The organism is Enterobacter sp. N5-15, from assembly GCF_057221635.1.
Genome location: NZ_CM170150.1, coordinates 2,848,661 through 2,868,113, shown reverse-complemented (window position 1 = coordinate 2,868,113; position 19,453 = coordinate 2,848,661). Strand labels below are relative to the sequence as shown.

At 54.3% G+C, this 19,453-nt stretch carries 18 protein-coding genes and 1 pseudogene; 12 read left to right on the top strand and 7 right to left on the bottom strand.

Features of this window, described 5'->3' with window-relative positions; translation table 11 throughout:
- Positions 1-102: 102 nt before the first annotated feature.
- A complete protein-coding gene (locus tag AC2TE5_RS13630) occupies positions 103-1,044 on the bottom strand; it encodes a VirK/YbjX family protein (protein WP_213327854.1) in 942 nt (313 codons plus the stop codon).
- A gap of 167 nt (positions 1,045-1,211) precedes the next feature.
- Between AC2TE5_RS13630 and pphA the strand changes: the two genes are divergently transcribed.
- Positions 1,212-1,856, top strand: a complete 645-nt coding sequence (gene pphA, locus AC2TE5_RS13625; protein ID WP_213327853.1) for a protein-serine/threonine phosphatase — start codon at positions 1,212-1,214, stop codon at positions 1,854-1,856.
- Positions 1,857-1,890: 34 nt separating this feature from the next.
- On the opposite strand, the gene AC2TE5_RS13620 is transcribed toward pphA, so the two are convergent.
- The 4 genes from AC2TE5_RS13620 to yebS form a co-directional block, all read right to left on the bottom strand.
- Positions 1,891-2,130: a YebV family protein gene (locus tag AC2TE5_RS13620; RefSeq protein ID WP_008500472.1), complete on the bottom strand. Its 240-nt coding sequence runs from the start codon at positions 2,128-2,130 to the stop codon at positions 1,891-1,893.
- A 106-nt stretch (positions 2,131-2,236) separates the two neighbouring features.
- The gene (gene rsmF, locus AC2TE5_RS13615; protein WP_484611815.1) at positions 2,237-3,679 is read right to left on the bottom strand and encodes a 16S rRNA (cytosine(1407)-C(5))-methyltransferase RsmF; all 1,443 of its coding nucleotides are present in this window, start codon (positions 3,677-3,679) and stop codon (positions 2,237-2,239) included.
- A gap of 77 nt (positions 3,680-3,756) precedes the next feature.
- The gene (locus tag AC2TE5_RS13610) at positions 3,757-6,390 is read right to left on the bottom strand and encodes a PqiB family protein (protein WP_484611814.1); all 2,634 of its coding nucleotides are present in this window, start codon (positions 6,388-6,390) and stop codon (positions 3,757-3,759) included.
- Positions 6,359-7,642 carry a membrane integrity lipid transport subunit YebS gene (gene yebS / locus AC2TE5_RS13605; RefSeq protein WP_213327850.1) on the bottom strand — a complete coding sequence of 428 codons (1,284 nt, stop codon included), beginning with the start codon at positions 7,640-7,642 and terminating at the stop codon, positions 6,359-6,361. Before yebS ends, AC2TE5_RS13610 begins: the two co-directional genes overlap by 32 nt.
- Before the next feature lie 132 nt (positions 7,643-7,774).
- Here yebS and AC2TE5_RS13600 point away from each other — a divergent pair, with 132 nt between their 5' ends.
- The 4 genes from AC2TE5_RS13600 to htpX all read left to right on the top strand — a co-directional run bounded on the left by AC2TE5_RS13600 (position 7,775) and on the right by htpX (position 12,198).
- Positions 7,775-8,272 carry a GAF domain-containing protein gene (locus AC2TE5_RS13600; protein WP_213327849.1) on the top strand — a complete coding sequence of 166 codons (498 nt, stop codon included), beginning with the start codon at positions 7,775-7,777 and terminating at the stop codon, positions 8,270-8,272.
- Positions 8,273-8,368: 96 nt separating this feature from the next.
- Entirely contained in the window at positions 8,369-9,055 is a 687-nt protein-coding gene (proQ, locus tag AC2TE5_RS13595) for an RNA chaperone ProQ (protein ID WP_023336085.1), read from the top strand.
- Between the two features lie 19 nt (positions 9,056-9,074).
- A complete protein-coding gene (prc, locus tag AC2TE5_RS13590; protein WP_213327848.1) occupies positions 9,075-11,123 on the top strand; it encodes a carboxy terminal-processing peptidase in 2,049 nt (682 codons plus the stop codon).
- Positions 11,124-11,316: 193 nt separating this feature from the next.
- On the top strand, positions 11,317-12,198 hold the full coding sequence (gene htpX, locus AC2TE5_RS13585) for a protease HtpX (protein ID WP_063433478.1): 882 nt from the start codon (positions 11,317-11,319) through the stop codon (positions 12,196-12,198).
- A gap of 50 nt (positions 12,199-12,248) precedes the next feature.
- Here htpX and AC2TE5_RS13580 read toward each other — a convergent pair whose 3' ends face one another.
- Positions 12,249-13,622, bottom strand: coding sequence for an MFS transporter (locus tag AC2TE5_RS13580; protein ID WP_213822416.1), 1,374 nt, complete (start codon positions 13,620-13,622; stop codon positions 12,249-12,251).
- A 179-nt stretch (positions 13,623-13,801) separates the two neighbouring features.
- Here AC2TE5_RS13580 and kdgR point away from each other — a divergent pair, with 179 nt between their 5' ends.
- On the top strand, positions 13,802-14,593 hold the full coding sequence (gene kdgR / locus AC2TE5_RS13575; protein ID WP_023312208.1) for a DNA-binding transcriptional regulator KdgR: 792 nt from the start codon (positions 13,802-13,804) through the stop codon (positions 14,591-14,593).
- Between the two features lie 66 nt (positions 14,594-14,659).
- On the opposite strand, the gene AC2TE5_RS13570 is transcribed toward kdgR, so the two are convergent.
- Complete coding sequence (locus tag AC2TE5_RS13570; RefSeq protein ID WP_121424153.1) at positions 14,660-14,899, bottom strand: YobH family protein; 240 nt, start codon at positions 14,897-14,899, stop codon at positions 14,660-14,662.
- A gap of 160 nt (positions 14,900-15,059) precedes the next feature.
- Here AC2TE5_RS13570 and mgrB point away from each other — a divergent pair, with 160 nt between their 5' ends.
- The 6 genes and pseudogenes from mgrB to ftsI all read left to right on the top strand — a co-directional run bounded on the left by mgrB (position 15,060) and on the right by ftsI (position 19,410).
- Positions 15,060-15,203 carry a PhoP/PhoQ regulatory lipoprotein MgrB gene (gene mgrB / locus AC2TE5_RS13565; RefSeq protein ID WP_006175995.1) on the top strand — a complete coding sequence of 48 codons (144 nt, stop codon included), beginning with the start codon at positions 15,060-15,062 and terminating at the stop codon, positions 15,201-15,203.
- Positions 15,204-15,277: 74 nt separating this feature from the next.
- Positions 15,278-15,568 carry a YebO family protein gene (locus AC2TE5_RS13560; RefSeq protein ID WP_096150307.1) on the top strand — a complete coding sequence of 97 codons (291 nt, stop codon included), beginning with the start codon at positions 15,278-15,280 and terminating at the stop codon, positions 15,566-15,568.
- 21 nt (positions 15,569-15,589) lie between these two features.
- Complete coding sequence (locus AC2TE5_RS13555; RefSeq protein WP_484611813.1) at positions 15,590-16,579, top strand: MBL fold metallo-hydrolase; 990 nt, start codon at positions 15,590-15,592, stop codon at positions 16,577-16,579.
- A 525-nt stretch (positions 16,580-17,104) separates the two neighbouring features.
- Positions 17,105-17,249: pseudogene (locus tag AC2TE5_RS13550) on the top strand (DUF2627 domain-containing protein).
- A gap of 13 nt (positions 17,250-17,262) precedes the next feature.
- Complete coding sequence (gene cspE / locus AC2TE5_RS13545; RefSeq protein WP_001062678.1) at positions 17,263-17,472, top strand: transcription antiterminator/RNA stability regulator CspE; 210 nt, start codon at positions 17,263-17,265, stop codon at positions 17,470-17,472.
- Positions 17,473-17,691: 219 nt separating this feature from the next.
- Positions 17,692-19,410: a peptidoglycan glycosyltransferase FtsI gene (gene ftsI / locus AC2TE5_RS13540; RefSeq protein WP_484611812.1), complete on the top strand. Its 1,719-nt coding sequence runs from the start codon at positions 17,692-17,694 to the stop codon at positions 19,408-19,410.
- The last annotated feature ends 43 nt before the right edge of the window (positions 19,411-19,453 follow it).

Genomic DNA, 19,453 nt, shown 5'->3' with positions numbered 1-19,453 from the left:
GCTAACTGAGCGCCCTCGCCCTGTGCAATAGTGGGCTGCTTTATCATTCCTCTTTTAAACAGAATGCATCCACTACGCAGTGAGCGAAAACGCCAGCCGGGCTTAAAAGTGGGACTTAACGGATGCCTCTATTTCATCGAGCAGCTCAAAGCGACGGCGGTATTCGGCACGTTTTTTACTGGCAATCTCTTCCAGGGATTTACGCTCCATGTGCAGCGGCAGCTGCCAGCAGAAGGCCGAAAGCTTTTTACCGTCCAGCGATCCCCAAAACTCATCGTAGCTGGCATGGAAATGGCGGCCTTTGCTCAGGCGATATCGCAACGCGCGGAAAACGTGTCCCTCGTCGCTGACGGCAAAAATCGCCCGGACAGAGGACTGCGCAGCCAGCTGGAAGAGGACTTCCATCAACACTCGTTTGGGGAACAGGCCGTGGCATGCGCGGGTGGCCTGTTTAATGACGTCTCGCGATACGCTGCGGCGGGGCCCCTGAAGGCCGCCGATGACCATCACTTGCTGACCATTGCTGCGCGCGACGCTGAAGGTCAGGCTGGCCAGCAGCGTATCCTCGTTGTCGCGTAGCCACAAGGTGCTTTCGCCCTCGCGCTCGGCTTTCCCCGCAGAGGAAGCATTGACCGTATAGGTTACACCGTCTTTAGCGTGGAACTGTACGACGGTTTGCTCCTGCGGGCTGGTCAGGGCCTGAGCGAGACCGCTCTCTTTCAGGCTATCAATCCAGTAGTAATGGTTGACGATAGCGTCGGCGCGATCGTTAGCCGTCAGGCCGCGCATCAGATACTGCCGGTGGGTCTTGCTGGGTAACGTAATCTGTGAGGCAAGCAGTTTGTCGAAATCGTCGCGCCCGGAAAGGGCCTCCAGCATGCGATGGGTAGAAGACCAGAACAGAAGCGAGCGTAAAAGGAACTTCAGGCGATATTCGCGTTTCCGCCAGATTGGCCCCGGCACGCGTTTGCCGTTCACCAGCTCGGAAATAATATTTGTGCGATGCGGATAAAAAACATCGTTATGCAGGTGCGTATTAGACACGTGAAGACCCCTCTTTTTTTTCTACCCTTATTCTAAAGAGCCAATAAAAAGGGATTAATAGCGCGAGGATCTTTATTTCTGTTTGGTTTACCGTTTGTTTCACTTCGTGAGGACCGCGCCTGTCTGTTGCCTTTTCTGCGGTGGCTATACTGTTAAAAGGAGGTCCTATGTATCAGCGAATTGAAGGTGGAATGTGGCGTCACGTCTGGGTTGTCAGCGATATACACGGTTGTTATCAGTGGCTTATGGATGAGCTTAAACGTCGTCACTTTAACCCGTATGAGGATTTGCTTATTTCTGTCGGGGATATGATCGATCGTGGCCCTGATAGCGTGAAATGCCTGCAGTTAATTCATGAAAAATGGTTTCGCGCCGTGCGGGGTAACCATGAGCAAATGGCTCTCGACAGTCTGGATAATAACGATTTTTCTCTCTGGACGATAAATGGCGGAATGTGGTTTGCGCAGCTTGAACGCGACCAGCAACAGCTTGCGCTGTCGTTACTCGAGGCCTGTCGGGAATTACCGCATATCATCGAGATAACCTGTGCGAACGGTCTGAATGTGATTGCCCATGCTGATTACCCGGCTGCAGAATACCGATGGCAAAAACCGGTTAGCGCCCAGCGCGTTTTATGGAACCGCGACAGGTTGATGGGATTTATGGTGGGCAAAGGGCAGGGCATCAGCGGCGCGGATCATTTCTGGTTTGGGCATACACCCCTCGACAGAAGGTATGATTTTAACAATCTTCACTACATTGATACGGGGGCTGTTTTTGACGGTTACTTTACGCTGGCTCAGTTGCAGTAATAAATAACCCGCCTTCGGGCGGGTTCTCTTTAGGTCAGGCAAGACGCATGACCCAGGCATCGGTTTTGCTATCGTAATGCTCACGGTAAAGGACAGAATGTTCGCCATCAAGTATTGCCGGGACGCTGGTGTCTGCATCCCATGCATCGAGCTGCATGCACAAATCCGGGTCGGATTTGCAGGGAATACTTAACGTTCGATCGCCCTGTGCTTCGCCGCGCAGCTCTGCGTCGTCGATCTCAAAAGCGCCAATACGCACGCTGGTTTTCGTCATAGTGCTCTCCGGGTCGGTTGTCAAAATCTGGTATGACCAGTGCGATCATCCATTTTTGATCGTAGACAAGGAGAGCAAAATCGCCAGTAAAAAAATGCGCTTTTTTTCAGCCCGTGCGATCGTTACCGGTAAACAAACGGCCGTCCCTAACCAGCTCGCGCGGATAGCTGTTTTTCAGCCTTGAGCCGACCTTTTTTGCCAGTCCCAGCGGGTATCCCTGATACGTCACTATCACTTCATCGCCTGATGGCGCGCTGTCCGGATAGACATCGCGACCACGGTACCACTCTTCGGCTTCCTGATGCGTCAGGGCAAAGGTATTCTCGCGTCCGGCAAGGGCGATAACGGCCTCATGCTGCCAGCGATACCCTTTGTTATGCACTTCCGCCAGGCGGATCCCGATTCGCGAAAAACGGACCTTTCCGATGAGTGGCTCGATCTCAGCCGGGAACAGCCATATCTCTTTATCACGCATCCAGAGATGCAGGCTCTCATCCCAGACCAGCCCAACCTTTTTGGCTGCGGCTTCAAGCTGTGCCGCATCGCGACCTTTAAGGGGGGCAAACGGGAAGTTGCCGACCTTGAATTTAGGTGCGGGCAGGGGAGCAACCGCCTGCGTTTTACGCAGACGCGCCACAAAGAACCCTTCGCAGTCGTAAATCTGCGGGAACACGTGAAGGAAACCCTCGGGGGTTACCGCCTCTTGTGCCGAGGCAAACAGATCGTTAAGCGGCAGAAACTCGACTGCATCCGGATAGTTCGCTTTCAACCACAGACAGACGTCTTCGTTTTCATCGCGGTTAAGGGTGCACGTTGAATAGACCAGCGTGCCGCCAGGCCGCAAAGCGTGAAATGCGCTCTCGATCAGCTCTCGCTGCGTGGCGGCGATCTCCAGATTGCTTTCCACGGACCAGTTCTTTAACGCATCGGGATCTTTACGCACCACGCCTTCGCCGGAGCAGGGGGCGTCCAGCAGAATGGCATCAAAAGCTTCCGGCAGGGCGGCGCCAAACACGCGTCCGTCGAAGTGCGTCAGGGCAACATTATGAATACCGCAGCGGCTGATGTTGGCATGCAGCACCTTCACGCGGCTGGCGGAAAACTCGTTGGCGAGGATCGCCCCGTGATTGCCCATCCGCGCGGCAATTTGCGTGGTTTTTGAGCCGGGCGCCGCGGCAACATCCATCACGCGCTCAGGCGCATTGCCATCGGCAAACAGGGCGGCAACCGGCAGCATTGAGCTGGCTTCCTGAATATAGAACAGACCGCTCAGATGTTCAGCGGTACTGCCCAGCGGCAGTGAGGCTTCGTCATCGCGTTCTATCCAGAACCCCTCGGCGCACCACGGTACCGGCGTAAGCTGCCAGCCGTACGGCGAGACCAGCGCCAGAAAATCATCAACGCTGACTTTCAGCGTGTTGACGCGAATGCTTCGGCGTAACGGACGCTGGCAGGCGGCGATAAAATCGTCAAACGACAGGTGAGAAGGAAGCGCCTCGCGCATCTGCGCCAGGAATTGTTCAGGAAGAAATACGGAGTTTTGAGCCACGGGCACACCACAGGGAAAAGTTCAGGCGCGCAGTGTAACATAAAGGCTCCGGTGCGTTGACACCGGAGCCTGTCGGATTAACGCGGCAGGGCGGTTCCCCACTCGCGCCACTCTTTCGGTTCGCTTTCGAGCAGCAGGAAGTGTTTACCCGGCTGCGCTTTTGGCGCCAGCGGCGTTCCCGGCGGCGTGGCAAACGCGATACCGCCGCGAATGAACTGGTTGAAGGTGCCGGTTTTCACCACGCCTCCCGTCAGGCCAAAGTCCAGAGAATAGCCGGATGCCAGCCAGAATACCGAGTTATTACGTACCAGGTGCTGATAGCGTTCGCTGATGCGCAACGCCACCATCACGCGGTCGGAGAGCGTACCGAGCGTCAGGCCCGTGACCGTACCCACTTCAATACCGCGGAACAGCACCGGGGTGCCGATGCTCAGCGAGCCCGCTTCCGGCACTTCCACCACGATGCTCAGGCCGCCAAGGTAGCGCGAGTCGGTGATCGTGGCTTCCTGCAGCTCGAAATCACGACGGGCATTGCCCTGGCCTGGCTCCACGTTGATGTACGGCTGCAGGATGGTGTCGAGATGCTCAACGCCCGCGGCCGAGATCTGCGGCGTCACCACCGAGAAGCGCGAACCCGTCCGGGCAAAGGTCTGCACATATTCCGGGTAAAGCACGGCGGTAGCCTGCACCTCGTTACGCGAGGTAATCAGCGTCAGCTTTTGGATCTGGCCGATATCAATGCCCAGATAGCGGATTGGCATGCCTTCCGCCAGCTTACCGGCATCAAACGCGTGCAGATTAATCTGTCCACCCACGGCACGTGCGGCGGTTTCGGACGGGAAGAGAATACGCTTATCACCTTTACGCAGATTCGCGCCCGCGCCGCTGAGGTTATCGAAGCTAATCGCCCCGCGCAGCGCGCGTGAGAGCGGGGAGGCCTGCACGGTCAGCCCGTTACCGTTAAGCTGAACTTTCGCGCCGCCTTCGGCCCAGAAGACGCTGTTTGGCGTCAGCAGCTTGCGGTACTCCGGCTTGATATGCAGTTCGATATCGAACGCGTCCGCACGCGGGCGAACGGTGATCACTTCCCCGACTTCAAACTTGCGATACAGCACCACGGATCCCGCCTGTACGTCCGGCAGCGTCTCGGCGCTCAGCGTCAGCGTGGTGGTAGGAAGATCGCTCAGGCTGTTTTCAATCGCTTTCTCCAGGTTGGCATACAGCGGATAGCTGTCGCGCACGGGGCCTTTATCGCCGGGCAGAATGCGGATACCGCCGTTAACCCATTCGCTGGCGCTGGCGCCGAGGAACTCCACGCCGTCCAGACCTACCTTCACGTCGACGCGACTGTTCACCACGAATTTGCTGTCACCGTGCACCAGATCGCTGTACTGCGGATCGATGGCGACCGAGAACGTCACGCCATCCGCGGAGAGCTTACGCTCCAGCACCTGACCGACCTGCACGCCGTGTAAAATTAACGGCTGTCCGGCTTCGATACCGTAACTTTCTGGCGCATTCAGCGTGACCGTCACCACGCCCGGCTTTTGCAGCAGGGCTTTATCCGCCGGGGCAATCACGAAGCTATTGCTGGGCTCACCTTCGCCGGGGATGAGCTCAAACGTATTTCCGGTCAACAGCGTGCTGAGGCTGGCATCGTTCAGAGAGAGCTTCGGACTGCGCATTTCGATACGCGTTTTCTCGCGCAGGAGATCGACCACGCTCGGGTCGACCGTCATTTCGCCGGTGACCGAACCGCCCGGGTTGAGCGTCATTTTGGTGAGCTGACCAACCTGCAGTCCCTGATACATCAGCGGCGTTGAACCCGCTTTTAGCCCTTTAGCATCGGGCAGGGCGAGTTTGACGATTACGCCGCGCTGGCTGTGCGCCAGGTCAGCGTACAATCCAAATGAATCATCAGCGGTGGCAGGGCTTGAGTTTTCCGGGGAGTCAAAGGCAATGGCGCCATTCACCAGCGCGGCCAGACTCTCCAGCTTCACTTTCGCACCGCTCAGGCTGAGGTCCGCATCCACGCCGGAGACGTTCCAGAAGCGGCTGCCTTTTTTCACCAGGTTGGTGAAGCGGCGCTCGATCAGCACGTCGATGGTGACGCCCTGTTTATTCGGGTTGATCGCGTAATCGTACACGCGGCCAACCGGGATTTTGCGGAAATAGACCAGCGAACCGCTGTTCAGAGAACCGAGGTCCGGCGCCTGGAGATGGATCATCAAATCGCCGTTATTGAGGCGGTACTTTGGCTGTGTATCCAGGGCAACAAAGTGATCCTGCGGCTCGCCTTTGCCTGGCATCATGCCGATATAGTTACCGCCCACGAGCGCATCCAGCCCGGACACGCCGGCCAGAGAGGCTTTAGGCGTCACCAGCCAGAACTGCGTTTCGCTGCGCAGGGCATCCTGCATGTCAGATTTAATACTGACCCGCACCTGAATCTTGTTCAGCCCTTTTCCAAGGGAGATGTCCTGAACCGTACCCACTTCAACCCCCTGGAAGCGAACGGGCGTTCGCCCGGCAACGATGCCGTCGGCGGTCTGGAAATCAATGGTGACTGTACTCCCGCGATCTTCATAGCTCGTCCAGATCAGCCAGCCTGCAATCATCAGGGCGATGACGGGCAGCAACCAGAATGGCGAAATGCGGCGTTTTGTTTTAATTCTCGCTTCAGTCGGCGAAGCGGGGGTTTCCTGACTCATGTGCATCCCAAAGTAAGCGGCTATCCAGCCATTCCACAGCAAGAATAGTCAATATCACCGCAGAGCCGAAATAAAAAGCCGCGGGTCCCATTGTAAAAGCAAGTAGCTGGTCGCGATTGATGAGCGACATCATCAGCGAAATCACGAACAGATCTAACATTGACCATCGGCCAATCCAGGTGACGAACCGCAGAAGCAGAATGCGGGTCCGTAAGCCTTGTTCACATTTAAAGTGAATGCTGATGAGCAGGGTAAACATCACCACCACTTTGGTAAAGGGAACCAGGATACTGGCAATAAAGACGATCGCTGCCACCCCGACGTTGCTGTGCGCAAGGGAGATAATCCCGGAGAGGATAGTATCCTCCTGACGCCCGCCATTCACGTAAATGATGGAAATCGGCAGCATATTGGCTGGGATCAGAAACACCAGGGAGGCGATCAGCGCGGCCCAGCATTTTTGCAGGCTGTTGTTGCGCCGCAGTCTCAACGGAATGTGGCACCGCGGGCAGCGTCCTCGCGTGTCGGGCAAGCCGGTATAGTGGCATCCCAGACAGACGCGCAGATTGTCGTCGGGACGCGTGGCGGGGCGCTGAGGGTAAAACCGTTCCCACAGCTGCTCAACGTTAAGGTGGATCAGCGTCAGGATGCTCAGCAATACCAGGCAGATGAAAGCAAAGAGCCCGATGCCGGGCTGCAAAAAGGCATAGTCCTGTACCTTTATTGACGCAACGCCCACGCCCACCAGATAAATATCCAGCATCACCCACTCTTTGAGCTTATCCAGCATCAGCAGCACCGGGCGAAGGTTCATGCCGAGAATATTGCCAAACCAAAGATAGGCAATGGCGGCGACCAGCACCAGCGGCGCGCCAACGGTGCAGAACAGCACCATGGCAGCGGTGATGGGATCGCCCTGACGGGTCATCTGCCAGATACCCTGCAGCACGTTGGCGTCAATACGTACCCCAAGCAGGTAGAGTTTCAGCAGCGGTTCGCTCCAGGCGAAGGGCATCAGCAGCAGCATGGTGACGGCCATGGCGGCGAGGCGGGTTAACGACCAGTCGCGACCATCACGAATTTTGGCGTCGCAGCGGGGACAAAAGGCACTTTGGTGCGATTTCATCTTCGGCAACATAAAAAGCGTATCGCACTGGGGGCAACGCTGATAATGTGCACGTGGCAAAGCTTCGCTTACCGTATGGACAGTTATCTTTCTTGTCGGCGTAATTTTGGTTGTTTTTAAGGCCATCAGCTGCGCACAAATAAGTATTGTTGAAAGTTATAATAACTCATGAATGGATTCATCTTGAGCATGAGCGCATTTAATGCTTATTTTAATAGGCTATGCGGTAAATTTGTAAGACAACTAAGTGATTGAATAATGAACAAAACAGAATTCTACGCGGATCTGAACCGCGATTTTAAGGCATTGATGGCGGGTGAGACCAGCTTCTTAGCCACTCTGGCAAATACTAGCGCATTGCTGTTTGAACGTCTCTCTGACGTGAACTGGGCCGGCTTTTACCTCCTGGAAGGTGAAACGCTGGTGCTTGGCCCGTTCCAGGGCAAACTGGCCTGCGTACGTATTCCGGTAGGGCGCGGCGTATGCGGCACGGCGGTGGCCGAGAATGAGGTCCAGCGTGTGGAAGACGTTCATGCGTTTGACGGGCACATTGCCTGTGATGCCGCCAGTAACTCTGAAATCGTTCTGCCGCTGGTGGTCAAAAATCAGATTATTGGCGTTCTGGATATCGACAGCACGGTCTTCAGTCGCTTTACAACCGAGGACGAACAGGGGCTGCGCGAGCTGGTGGCGAATCTGGAAAACGTACTCGCTGCAACCGATTATCAAAAATTCTTTGCGAGCGTCGCAGGATAATCAACGGATAACGTAGCATTTACTGATAGCGTCATTATAATGACGCCTGTTCATGCCTGCGCTTGTTGGCAACGTCCGTTGTAATCAGGAAATTTCATGGAAAATCAACCTAAGTTGAATAGCAGTAAAGAAGTTATCGCATTTCTGGCCGAGCGTTTCCCGCAGTGCTTCAGCGCGGAAGGTGAAGCTCGTCCCCTGAAAGTCGGTATTTTTCAGGATCTGGTGGCGCGTGTTGAAGGGGAAATGAACCTCAGCAAAACTCAGCTGCGTTCCGCCTTACGTCTTTATACTTCGAGCTGGCGTTACCTGTACGGTATCAAAGCTGGCGCGACCCGCGTGGATCTCGACGGTAACCCTTGTGGTGAGCTGGACGAGCAGCACGTTGAGCACGCGCGCAAGCAGCTTGAAGAAGCCAAAGCACGCGTTCAGGCACAACGTGCAGAACAGCAGGCGAAAAAACGCGAAGCCGCAGCGGCAAACGGCCAGGAAGAAGCGCCTCGTCGTGAGCGTAAACCACGCCCTGCGCCGCGCCGTCACGATAATAACGATCGCAAACCGCGTGCAGACAAACCAGCAGCAAAAGCCCCGCGTGCCCCTCGTGAAGAGCCGCGCCATACGCCGGTTTCTGACATTAACGCTCTGAGCGTAGGTCAGGCGCTGAAGGTAAAAGCGGGTAACAATGCTATGGACGCCACCGTACTGGAAATCACCAAAGATGGCGTTCGTGTACAGCTGACTTCTGGTATGTCAATGATTGTACGCGCAGAACACTTGTTGTTCTGAAACGGAGGCCAAGCCTGGCATGAACACTTTTTTTAAGCTCACCGCGCTGGCGGGCCTGTTTGCTATAACAGGTCACGCTTTTGCAGTGGACGATATCACGCGTGTTGATCAAATTCCGGTACTCAAGGAAGAGACGCAGCACGCGACGGTGAGCGAGCGCGTGACCTCACGTTTTACCCGCTCGCACTATCGTCAGTTCGATCTCGATCAGGCCTTTTCGGCCAAAATCTTTGACCGCTATCTGAACTTGCTGGATTACAGCCATAACGTTTTGCTCGCCAGCGATGTCGAGCAGTTCGCTAAGCGCAAATCCGAGGTGGGTGACGAGTTGCGTTCAGGCAAGCTGGATCTGTTCTACGATCTCTACAACCTGTCGCAAAAGCGCCGTTTCGAACGCTATCAGTACGCGCTGAAAGTGCTGGAACGTCCGATGGACTTCACCGGCACTGACACCTTTAATCTGGATCGCAGTAAAGCACCCTGGCCGAAAGATGAAGCCGAGTTGAATGCGCTGTGGGACGGTAAAGTTAAATACGACGAACTGAGTCTTAAGCTGACCGGCAAAGACGAAAAAGAGATCCGTGACACGCTGACGCGTCGTTACAAATTCGCCATTCGTCGTCTGGCCCAGACCAACAGTGAGGATGTCTTCTCGCTGGCCATGACCGCCTTTGCTCACGAAATCGATCCGCACACCAACTATCTCTCTCCGCGCAACACCGAACAGTTCAATACCGAGATGAGCCTGTCTCTGGAAGGTATCGGCGCGGTGCTGCAGATGGACGATGATTACACGGTGATCAATTCGATGGTCGCGGGTGGCCCGGCATCCAAAAGCAAAGCGATTAGCGTAGGCGATCGTATTGTGGGTGTAGGACAAACCGGCCAGAACATGGTCGACGTGATCGGCTGGCGTCTTGATGACGTGGTTGCGCTGATCAAAGGTCCGAAAGGCAGCAAGGTTCGTCTGGAAGTTCTTCCGGCTGGAAAAGGCACCAAAACCCGTATCGTTACCCTGACCCGCGAGCGTATCCGTCTTGAAGACCGCGCGGTGAAAATGTCGGTGAAAACCGTGGGTAAAGAGAAGGTAGGTGTTCTGGATATTCCTGGCTTCTACGTTGGGCTGACTGACGATGTGAAAGTTCAGCTGCAGAAGCTTGAAAAGCAGAACGTCAGCAGCATTATCATCGACCTGCGCAGTAACGGCGGCGGTGCGCTGACGGAAGCGGTTTCACTCTCTGGTCTGTTCATTCCATCGGGTCCTGTGGTTCAGGTGCGCGATAACAACGGTAAAGTGCGTGAAGATGCCGACAACGACGGTGTGGTCTACTATAAAGGCCCGCTGGTGGTCCTCGTTGACCGCTTCAGTGCTTCCGCGTCTGAGATCTTTGCCGCTGCAATGCAGGACTATGGCCGCGCGCTGATCGTCGGTGAGCCAACCTTCGGGAAAGGCACCGTTCAGCAGTATCGCTCTCTGAATCGTATTTACGATCAAATGCTGCGTCCGGAATGGCCTGCACTGGGCTCGGTTCAGTACACCATTCAGAAATTCTACCGCGTGAACGGCGGCAGTACGCAGCGTAAGGGCGTAACGCCGGACATCATGATGCCGACAGGCACGGAAGAGACGGAAACCGGCGAGAAGTTTGAAGATAATGCGTTGCCGTGGGACAGCATCAATGCCGCGACCTACGTGAAAGCGGGTGATATGACGCAATTTGGCCCTGAACTGCTGAAAGCGCATAACGACCGCATCGCGAAAGATCCGGAGTTCCAGTACATCATGAAGGACATTGCACGGTTCAATGCCCTGAAAGATAAGCGGAATATCGTTTCTCTGAACTACGCACAGCGTGAGAAAGAGAACAACGAAGACGATGCAACCCGCCTGGCGCGTATCAACGATCGCTTCAAGCGTGAAGGTAAGCCTCTGCTCAAGAAACTGGACGATCTGCCAAAAGATTACCATGAGCCGGATCCGTATCTGGACGAGACGGTGCATATCGCTCTCGACCTGGCGAATCAGGAAAAAGAGAAACCTGCCGTACAGCCCGCTCCGGCAAAATAATCACCCAACAGGCACAAGAAATTGTGCCTGTTTCTTTTTGTTCTTCATCCTTCCGTCAGCCAGATTTCCAATTGTGTAAAGTTGTGTCTTTCTGGTGACTTACGCCCGCCGGATGCTTGAAAATAGCCGCAATACCCATACGATGTGGGTAATCGCATAGTGCGTTTTGTTAAACTGAGGTAAAAAGAAAATTATGATGCGAATCGCGCTCTTCCTGCTCACCAACCTGGCGGTCATGGTGGTTTTCGGGCTCGTGCTAAGCCTGACAGGAATTCAGTCGAGCAGCGTTCAGGGTCTGTTGATTATGGCGCTGCTGTTTGGTTTTGGTGGCTCGTTCATCTCCCTGATGATGTCGAAGTGGATGGCACTGAAGTCGGTGGGTGGTGAGGTTATTGAACAGCCGCGTAACGATATGGAACAGTGGCTGATGAATACGGTGGCTCAGCAATCCCGTCAGGCCGGGATCGCCATGCCGCAGGTGGCGATTTATCATGCCCCGGACATCAACGCTTTCGCCACGGGCGCCCGTCGCGATGCGTCACTGGTTGCCGTCAGCACCGGATTGCTGCAGAACATGAGCCGTGACGAAGCCGAAGCGGTTATTGCCCACGAAATCAGCCATATCGCCAACGGTGATATGGTGACCATGACCCTGATTCAGGGCGTGGTGAACACCTTCGTGATCTTCATCTCCCGTATTCTGGCTCAGATTGCGGCAGGCTTTATGGGTGGCAACCGCGACGAAGGTGAAGAGAGCAACGGCAATCCGCTGATCTACTTCGCCGTTTCGATGGTTCTGGAACTGGTATTCGGTATTCTGGCCAGCATCATCACCATGTGGTTCTCCCGCCACCGTGAATTCCACGCGGATGCCGGCTCGGCGAAACTGGTTGGTCGTGAGAAGATGATTGCCGCGCTGCAGCGTCTGAAAACCAGCTACGAGCCGCAGGAAGCGAACAGCATGATGGCCTTCTGCATTAACGGTAAGTCCAAATCGCTGAGCGAGCTGTTTATGTCTCACCCGCCGCTGGATAAACGTATCGAAGCGCTGCGCAGTGGGGAATACCTGAAGTAACGCAAAGAACCTTAATAAGCCGGGCAGGAGAACACTCCGCCCGGCTTTTTTTATGCCTGAACCCTGGGTTGGGTCACGCGCAGGCCGCTGACAACCGCCGCGAGAGAGGCAAGGGCACCCGCGGTGAGAAGCGCAACATGGTTGCCGTTTTGTCCAGCGAGGTTAAACATCAGGGCGACCAGCGCCGCACCGCTGCTTTGCCCCAGAAGGCGCGCGGTACCCAGCATGCCGCTGGCACCTCCGCTGCGATGACGCGGCGCAGAGGTGATAATGGTGTGATTGTTGGGGGACTGGAACAGGCCAAACCCTGCGCCGCACAGGATCATACGCCAGATGATGTCCAGATCGGTTGGCGATGACGGTAGCAGAGCCAGCGCGAAAAGGCCTGTCGCCATCACCGCCAGCCCCAACGCTCCCAATAAACCGGCATGGACGCGTTCAATCAGGTAACCTGCCAGCGGCGCCATCACCATTGTCGCCAGCGGCCAGGGAGTTAACAGCAGGCCGGTCTCCACTTCTGAACGTCCTAGCACGCTCTGCAGAAAGAAGGGCAGAGAAACCAGAGCCAGCATCTGGGCGCAGAACGAGCAGACTGACGTGCAAATGGAGAGGGAAAAGAGGGGAATACGCAGCAGATCGACCGGCAGTAAGGGCACAGGGAGTGTGAGCTGGCGGCGAACAAAGAAGAAACCGATCGCCAGCAGGGCGATGAGCTCCGCGCCGGTAAGCATCAGAGACTGTCCCTGCGCAAAGCCGCTCAGCGCCGTAATCAGCAGGCCAAAGGTCAGGGCATTCATCACCGCACTCGCCACGTCGAAGCGCGGCATGGTGCTTTTAGGCCCGTTAGCGGGAAGAAAGCGCAGGGCAAAGAAGATGGCGATGATACCCAGCGGCACGTTAATGGCGAACAGCCATTGCCATGACGCAACGGAAAGGATCGCCGCCGCAATGGTAGGCCCGGCGGCGGAAGAGACGGCGACAATAAACGAGTTTATCCCCATGCCGCGCCCCAGATGACGCTGCGGATAAATTAAGCGGATCAACGCCGTGTTTACGCTCATGAGCGCCGCGCCGCCAAACCCCTGCGCAATGCGGGCAAGCGTCAGGGTATGCAGTGAATCTGAAAGGGCGCATAGCAAGGACGTGAAGGTGAAAACCACCAGACCGCACTGATACACCCGACGGTAACCGAACATATCGCCCAGGAAAGAGAACGAGAGCAGGGAAACCACAATCGCAATCTGATAGGCGTTAACAATCCATATCGAACTGGCGGGAGAGGCGTGCAGGTCGCTGGCGATGGTTGGCAGGGCGACGTTTGCGATTGCGCCGTCAAGGACGGCCATTGAGATACCGATAATGATGGTCGCTATAGCGCCATACCGCTGGGGTAAAGGCAGGCCATCGGAAAGGGTCTTTTCCATTAGGATTAAAAAAGCTCAGCGTGAAATTATTCTCAGGGTAACTATTTTAGCATTGTTACAGCCGCGATATGTCGCAGATTTGTAACGAAGTAAACGCGGATTGATTGCAGGTGACATGACGGGAACTTATAATAAAAACCGGTTCTGATTTTTATAAAACACTCTCTATGAGGTGGTAAATGGCTATTGCGGATTTGGATAAACAGCCAGATTCTGTTTCTTCCGTGCTGAAGGTGTTTGGCATCTTACAGGCGCTGGGAGAAGAGCGTGAAATAGGTATTACAGAGTTGTCGCAGCGCGTGATGATGTCAAAAAGCACCGTATATCGCTTTTTGCAAACCATGAAGTCGCTGGGCTACGTTGCCCAGGAAGGCGAATCTGAAAAATACTCTCTGACGCTGAAGCTGTTTGAGCTGGGTGCCCGTGCGCTACAAAACGTTGACCTGATCCGCAGCGCCGATATTCAGATGCGTGAAATCTCTCGCCTGACCAAAGAGACCATCCATCTCGGCGCGCTGGATGAAGACAGCATTGTTTACATCCATAAAATCGACTCCATGTACAATCTGCGCATGTATTCGCGCATTGGTCGTCGCAACCCGCTCTACAGTACCGCCATTGGTAAGGTTCTGCTGGCGTGGCGCGATCGTGAGGAAGTGAAGCAGATCCTCGAAGGCGTAGAATACAAGCAAAGTACCTCACGAACCATTACCAGCACGGACGCGCTGTTAACGGTGCTCGATCGCGTACGCGAGCAGGGGTATGGCGAAGATAACGAAGAGCAGGAAGAAGGGCTGCGCTGCATCGGCGTTCCGGTGTTTGACCGTTTTGGCGTGGTGATCGCGGGCTTAAGTATCTCCTTCCCAACCTTACGCTTCTCCGAAGAGCGTCTGCATGAGTATGTGGCTATTTTGCACACTGCCGCACGTAAGATTTCTGAACAGATGGGGTATCACGACTACCCGTTCTAATCTCTGTTTGCATAAAAAAACGCCGCAACAGATGCGGCGTTTTTTGTCGATCATTTACCCGGCTGATTAGCCATTATCAATCACGACGGATGTCTTACGCAGGACCGGACAGTGGGTTAAGCCCACGATCCCGCTTTCAGTATGCAGATATTGCGCAGTGCTCACGCCCTGTGCCGTTAAATATTTACACTGAATTCCTAACCCGGCTGCGTTCTCGGTGCTTCCCACAAGCACGCCATAACCCGTTAGCAGAAGGCCAATCCAGACAATGGCCAGTGCAACAATTGTTCGAATGATTAACCGCATCATTTCCTCTTTTATCGTTGTTATCATAATGCTAGCGTAAACGGTTTACGCGGCGAAACAAGTGCAGGAATCTGAAAAAAGCGCGATGGAGGCACAGTTAGTCCTTGTTTAAGATAAGCGTGATAACCTCGTTACATCAGGTCATTAGACGGAGTGTGGAGTGAAAAAAATACGCTGGGTAATTCTGATTATCGTGCTGATAGCGTGCGTGGTGTTATGGACGCAGACGATCAATGTGATGTGCGATCAGGATGTACAGTTTTTTAGCGGCGTTTGCGCAATCAATAAATTTATTCCGTGGTAACACGCATTTTTTCTCAAGGTGATTTCCTTCCTTCGCGCCAGTGGTAAAATAGACGTTTTTATTGAGGTGGTGAAATGGGTGAGTTACTGAATTCAGGGCTGCTGAATATAGCATCCCTGATGATTTCTTTGGTTGTTCTGCTTGTGGGGCTGGTCATTTGGTTTTTCGTGAACCGCGCCAGTTCCCGTACTAACGAGCAGATTGAACTGCTGGAAGCGCTGCTCGATCAGCAAAAACGTCAGAATGCGCTGCTGCGCCGTCTGTGTGAGGCTAACGAGCCGGAAGAGAAAGACGCGCCGAAAGACGTGGTCGCTGAAGATAACAAAGACGAAGACGACTTTATCCGCCTGGTGGCTGAGCGTTAATCTTTTGTCTGGGAGGTGGCTGTGGTCTGGAAAAATCCCTGGTATGACCCCTCCCTGAAACATCACACCCCGAACGGTTTTCGTAATACCGATCCTGTCGGACATCAGCCCGGCGATCTTGACCGCTGGCGTAAAGCGCGTAAAGAGGCCGGTTTACCGAAGCCGCCCGCGCTGGGTTATGAAGACTTTATCCACCAGTGGTGGCAACCGGTTGAGCTTACGAAATCTCATGAAGATGGGGTATGGTGGCTCGGACACGCGAGCGTGTTGCTGCAGCTGGACGGGAATATCCTCCTTACCGATCCGGTGTTTTCACGGCGCGCTTCTCCGCTCCCTTTCCTGGGACCACAGCGCAAAACGCCTCCCGCGCTGTCAGTCGAGCAACTTCATCAGCTTGATGCGGTCGTCATCTCCCATAATCATTACGATCATCTTGATGACGCGACCATTCGCCGTATCCTCAAACGCTTCCCCGACGTCAGTTTTTTTGTTCCGCTGGGGCTTGCCGACTGGTTTCGCCGCCAGGGGGCAAAACGCGTGGTTGAGCTCGACTGGTGGCAGAGTTTCACCTGGCAGGGGATGACGCTGACCGCCGTACCGGCACAGCACTGGAGTATGCGCACGCCATGGAACCGCAATCGCTCATTATGGTGCGGCTGGGTTATGGAAGGTCGACATCATCGTTTCTGGTTCAGCGGCGATACGGGGTATTCGCCCGAGCTGCTGTTGATACCTGAACGCCTGGGCCATATCGATGCTGCCGCGTTACCGATAGGTGCCTATGCCCCACGATGGTTCATGGCTGTCCATCATATGGATCCGCAATCCGCGGTGGCATTGTGGCAGCAGTTGGGTTGTCCGCTGGCGTTTCCCATTCACTGGGGCGTGTTTGAACTGGCAGATGAAGCCCTGGATGAACCTGTGCGGGAGTTAACTGACGCGCTAGATAATTTAGCACCAGTTAATCATTCTTTCAGGATACTGAAAATTGGCGAATATTTATCCTTATAAACGAAGCGATTAATTGTTGCATATATTCTGTATGTAAACGCGCGTAGAAATGTTTTATTTATATCGAAACGTTTTGCTTGCCTTCTTTTGATGCAGGTTCATAAAAATTTCATTATTTTGGTGCATAACGCTGTTTATTAACTGGTGCATTTTAATACAGTTGGGCGTGGGTTATTAACGGTGTTTTTTCTCTGAAACAATTTGGTCGCGTTACAATGATTTAAGCATAAGTTTTCACAAATTGTTCTAACTCAATCAAGACGTAAGATTTCTTTTCCCGGTTGCTGGACGCTTCGTTATGATTGAGCTATGTTAAAAAAGTCTTAGATTACAGCGGTTGTGAAAGCAATGCTGGGTCTTTGTTACGCAGCAGAGCTGTCTGTACGTGATGCGCATAATTGTGCAAAACCTGACAGGCACTGTTCGAATTTGTGCGGCGGATCGAGACATGTTTAAAAATGGCTTGCCATATTAAACATAGTGTGTGATAACACGTTTTGGGTCAAACGAGGTACAGTTCTGTTTATGTGTGGCATTTTCAGTAAAGAAGTCCTGAGTAAACACGTTGTCGTTGAATACCGCTTCTCTGCCGAACCTTATATTAGTGCCTCATGCAGTAATGTCTCAGTTTTATCTCAGTTAATGCCTGCGGGCTAAGAAAACACTCTAAGGAATTTTGCAAAATGGCAAAGATTAAAGGTCAAGTTAAGTGGTTCAACGAGTCTAAAGGTTTTGGTTTCATTACTCCTGCTGACGGCAGCAAAGACGTGTTCGTACACTTCTCTGCAATCCAGGGTAACGGCTTCAAAACTCTGGCTGAAGGCCAGAACGTTGAGTTCGAAATTCAGGACGGCCAGAAAGGCCCAGCTGCAGTTAACGTAACTGCTATCTGATCGAACCGCTGCTGACTGAAGCGCTTAGCACTTCATTCTCAGACATAAAGCCTCGCATAACGCGGGGCTTTTTTATGTCCCTTATCTTTCAAAATATTACCATTCGCGCTCTTGTTAGTAACTTGTTGCAAAGCTGCGAGGTTAGTAGCACTGTTTTGCCACCCTAAACCCATCTTTTCCCGTTAAATCAGGGCGTTGTTTAACAGTCCTGGGGTTCAGGTGAAGAATAAATTGATAACGACTGCCGGAAATTTCACGCCGGCGCGTTTTGTGCTGCTCTGTTTAGCTATTTTTTGTAGTCTGGCTTTTTTGCTGGGTCGCGTTGCCTGGCTGCAAATCATCAAGCCTGACAATCTGGTAAAGCAGGAAGATATGCGCTCCCTCCGGCAACTGGCGATTGATGCGCCGCGCGGGATGATAATGGATCGCGAAGGTCGCCCCCTGGCGGTGAGCGTGCCTGTCCGGGCCGTGTGGGCCGATCCTAAAACGGTGCTGGCAAAAGGAGGCGTTGGCGTTGACGAACGCTGGCAGGCGTTGGCAAACGCGCTGCATCTCTCCCTGGGCACACTCTCGGCGCGAATCAACGCCAACCCGCAGGGCCGTTTTATTTATCTTGCCCGTCAGGTCGATCCGGGCCAGGCAAAGTGGATCGATAAGCTCAACCTGCCCGGCATCAATTTACGTGATGAATCCCGCCGTTTTTATCCTGCCGGCCATGTGGCAGCGAACCTGATTGGCTTCACCAATATTGACGGGCAGGGTATTGAAGGCGTGGAAAAAAGCTTTAACACGCAGCTGACCGGCAAGGCGGGTGTGCGACAGGTCAGGGAAGACCGCTACGGACGCGTGGTTGAAAACCTGACGGAGGTGGCGCCCGCACCGGCGCATAACATCCAGTTAAGTATCGACGAGCGTCTGCAAACCATCACCGAAGATGCGCTCGATAATGCCGTGGCCTGGAACAAGGCCGAGTCTGGGGCATCAGTGCTAATTAATATCCCAACCGGGGAAATCCTCGCCATGGCGAGCTATCCGGATTTCAACCCCAATAACCGGGAAGGCGCGACGATAAACGATTTTCGCAACCGTGCGATCAGCGATACGTTCGAACCCGGCTCGACCGTCAAGCCGCTGGTGCTGATGACGGCCCTGCAGCAGGGGCTGGTCCAGCCGGACAGCGTGATTGACACGCACCCGTATACCCTCGACGGGCATCGTATCCGCGATGTGGGCTATTATCCTGAACTGACAATGACCGGGATCCTGCAAAAATCGAGCGACACCGGCGTGTCCCGGCTGTCCCTGGCAATGCCTGTCCAGCATCTTATTGATACCTATCGAAACTTTGGTTTTGGCACCAATACGGGGCTTGGCTTAACGGGGGAGAGCGCAGGGCTGCTGCCCCAGCGTAAATACTGGAGCCAGCTCGACCGCGCGACCTTCGCCTTCGGCTACGGGCTGATGGTGACGCCGCTCCAGCTGGCGCACGTCTACGCCACGATTGGCGGCTTCGGGCTTGAGCGACCTCTCTCGATTACGCGTATCGATCCACCCGTTATCGGGCACCGCGTCATGCCGGAAGAGATTGCGCACGAGGTGGAGCACATGATGGAGAGCGTTGCGCTGCCCGGCGGCGGCGGGGTTAAGGCCGCCGTTCGTGATTACCGGGTGGCGGTGAAAACCGGTACGGCGAAGAAAATTGACGACAGCGGGAAGTACGTCGATAAATACGTCGCCTATACTGCCGGCGTTGCGCCTGCCAGCGATCCGCGCTTTGCCCTAGTGGTGGTCATTAACGATCCGCAAAATGGCGCCTACTACGGCGGTGCCGTTTCCGCGCCTGTCTTCAGCGAGATTATGGGTAACGTGCTGCGTCTGGAGAATGTGAAACCTGACGGGTTACCGGCCGGTTCCGATCACCTTATCGTTATGCGTTAACCGGGCGTTTATAACCAGGGCGAATAGCGGTACACTTCGCCCT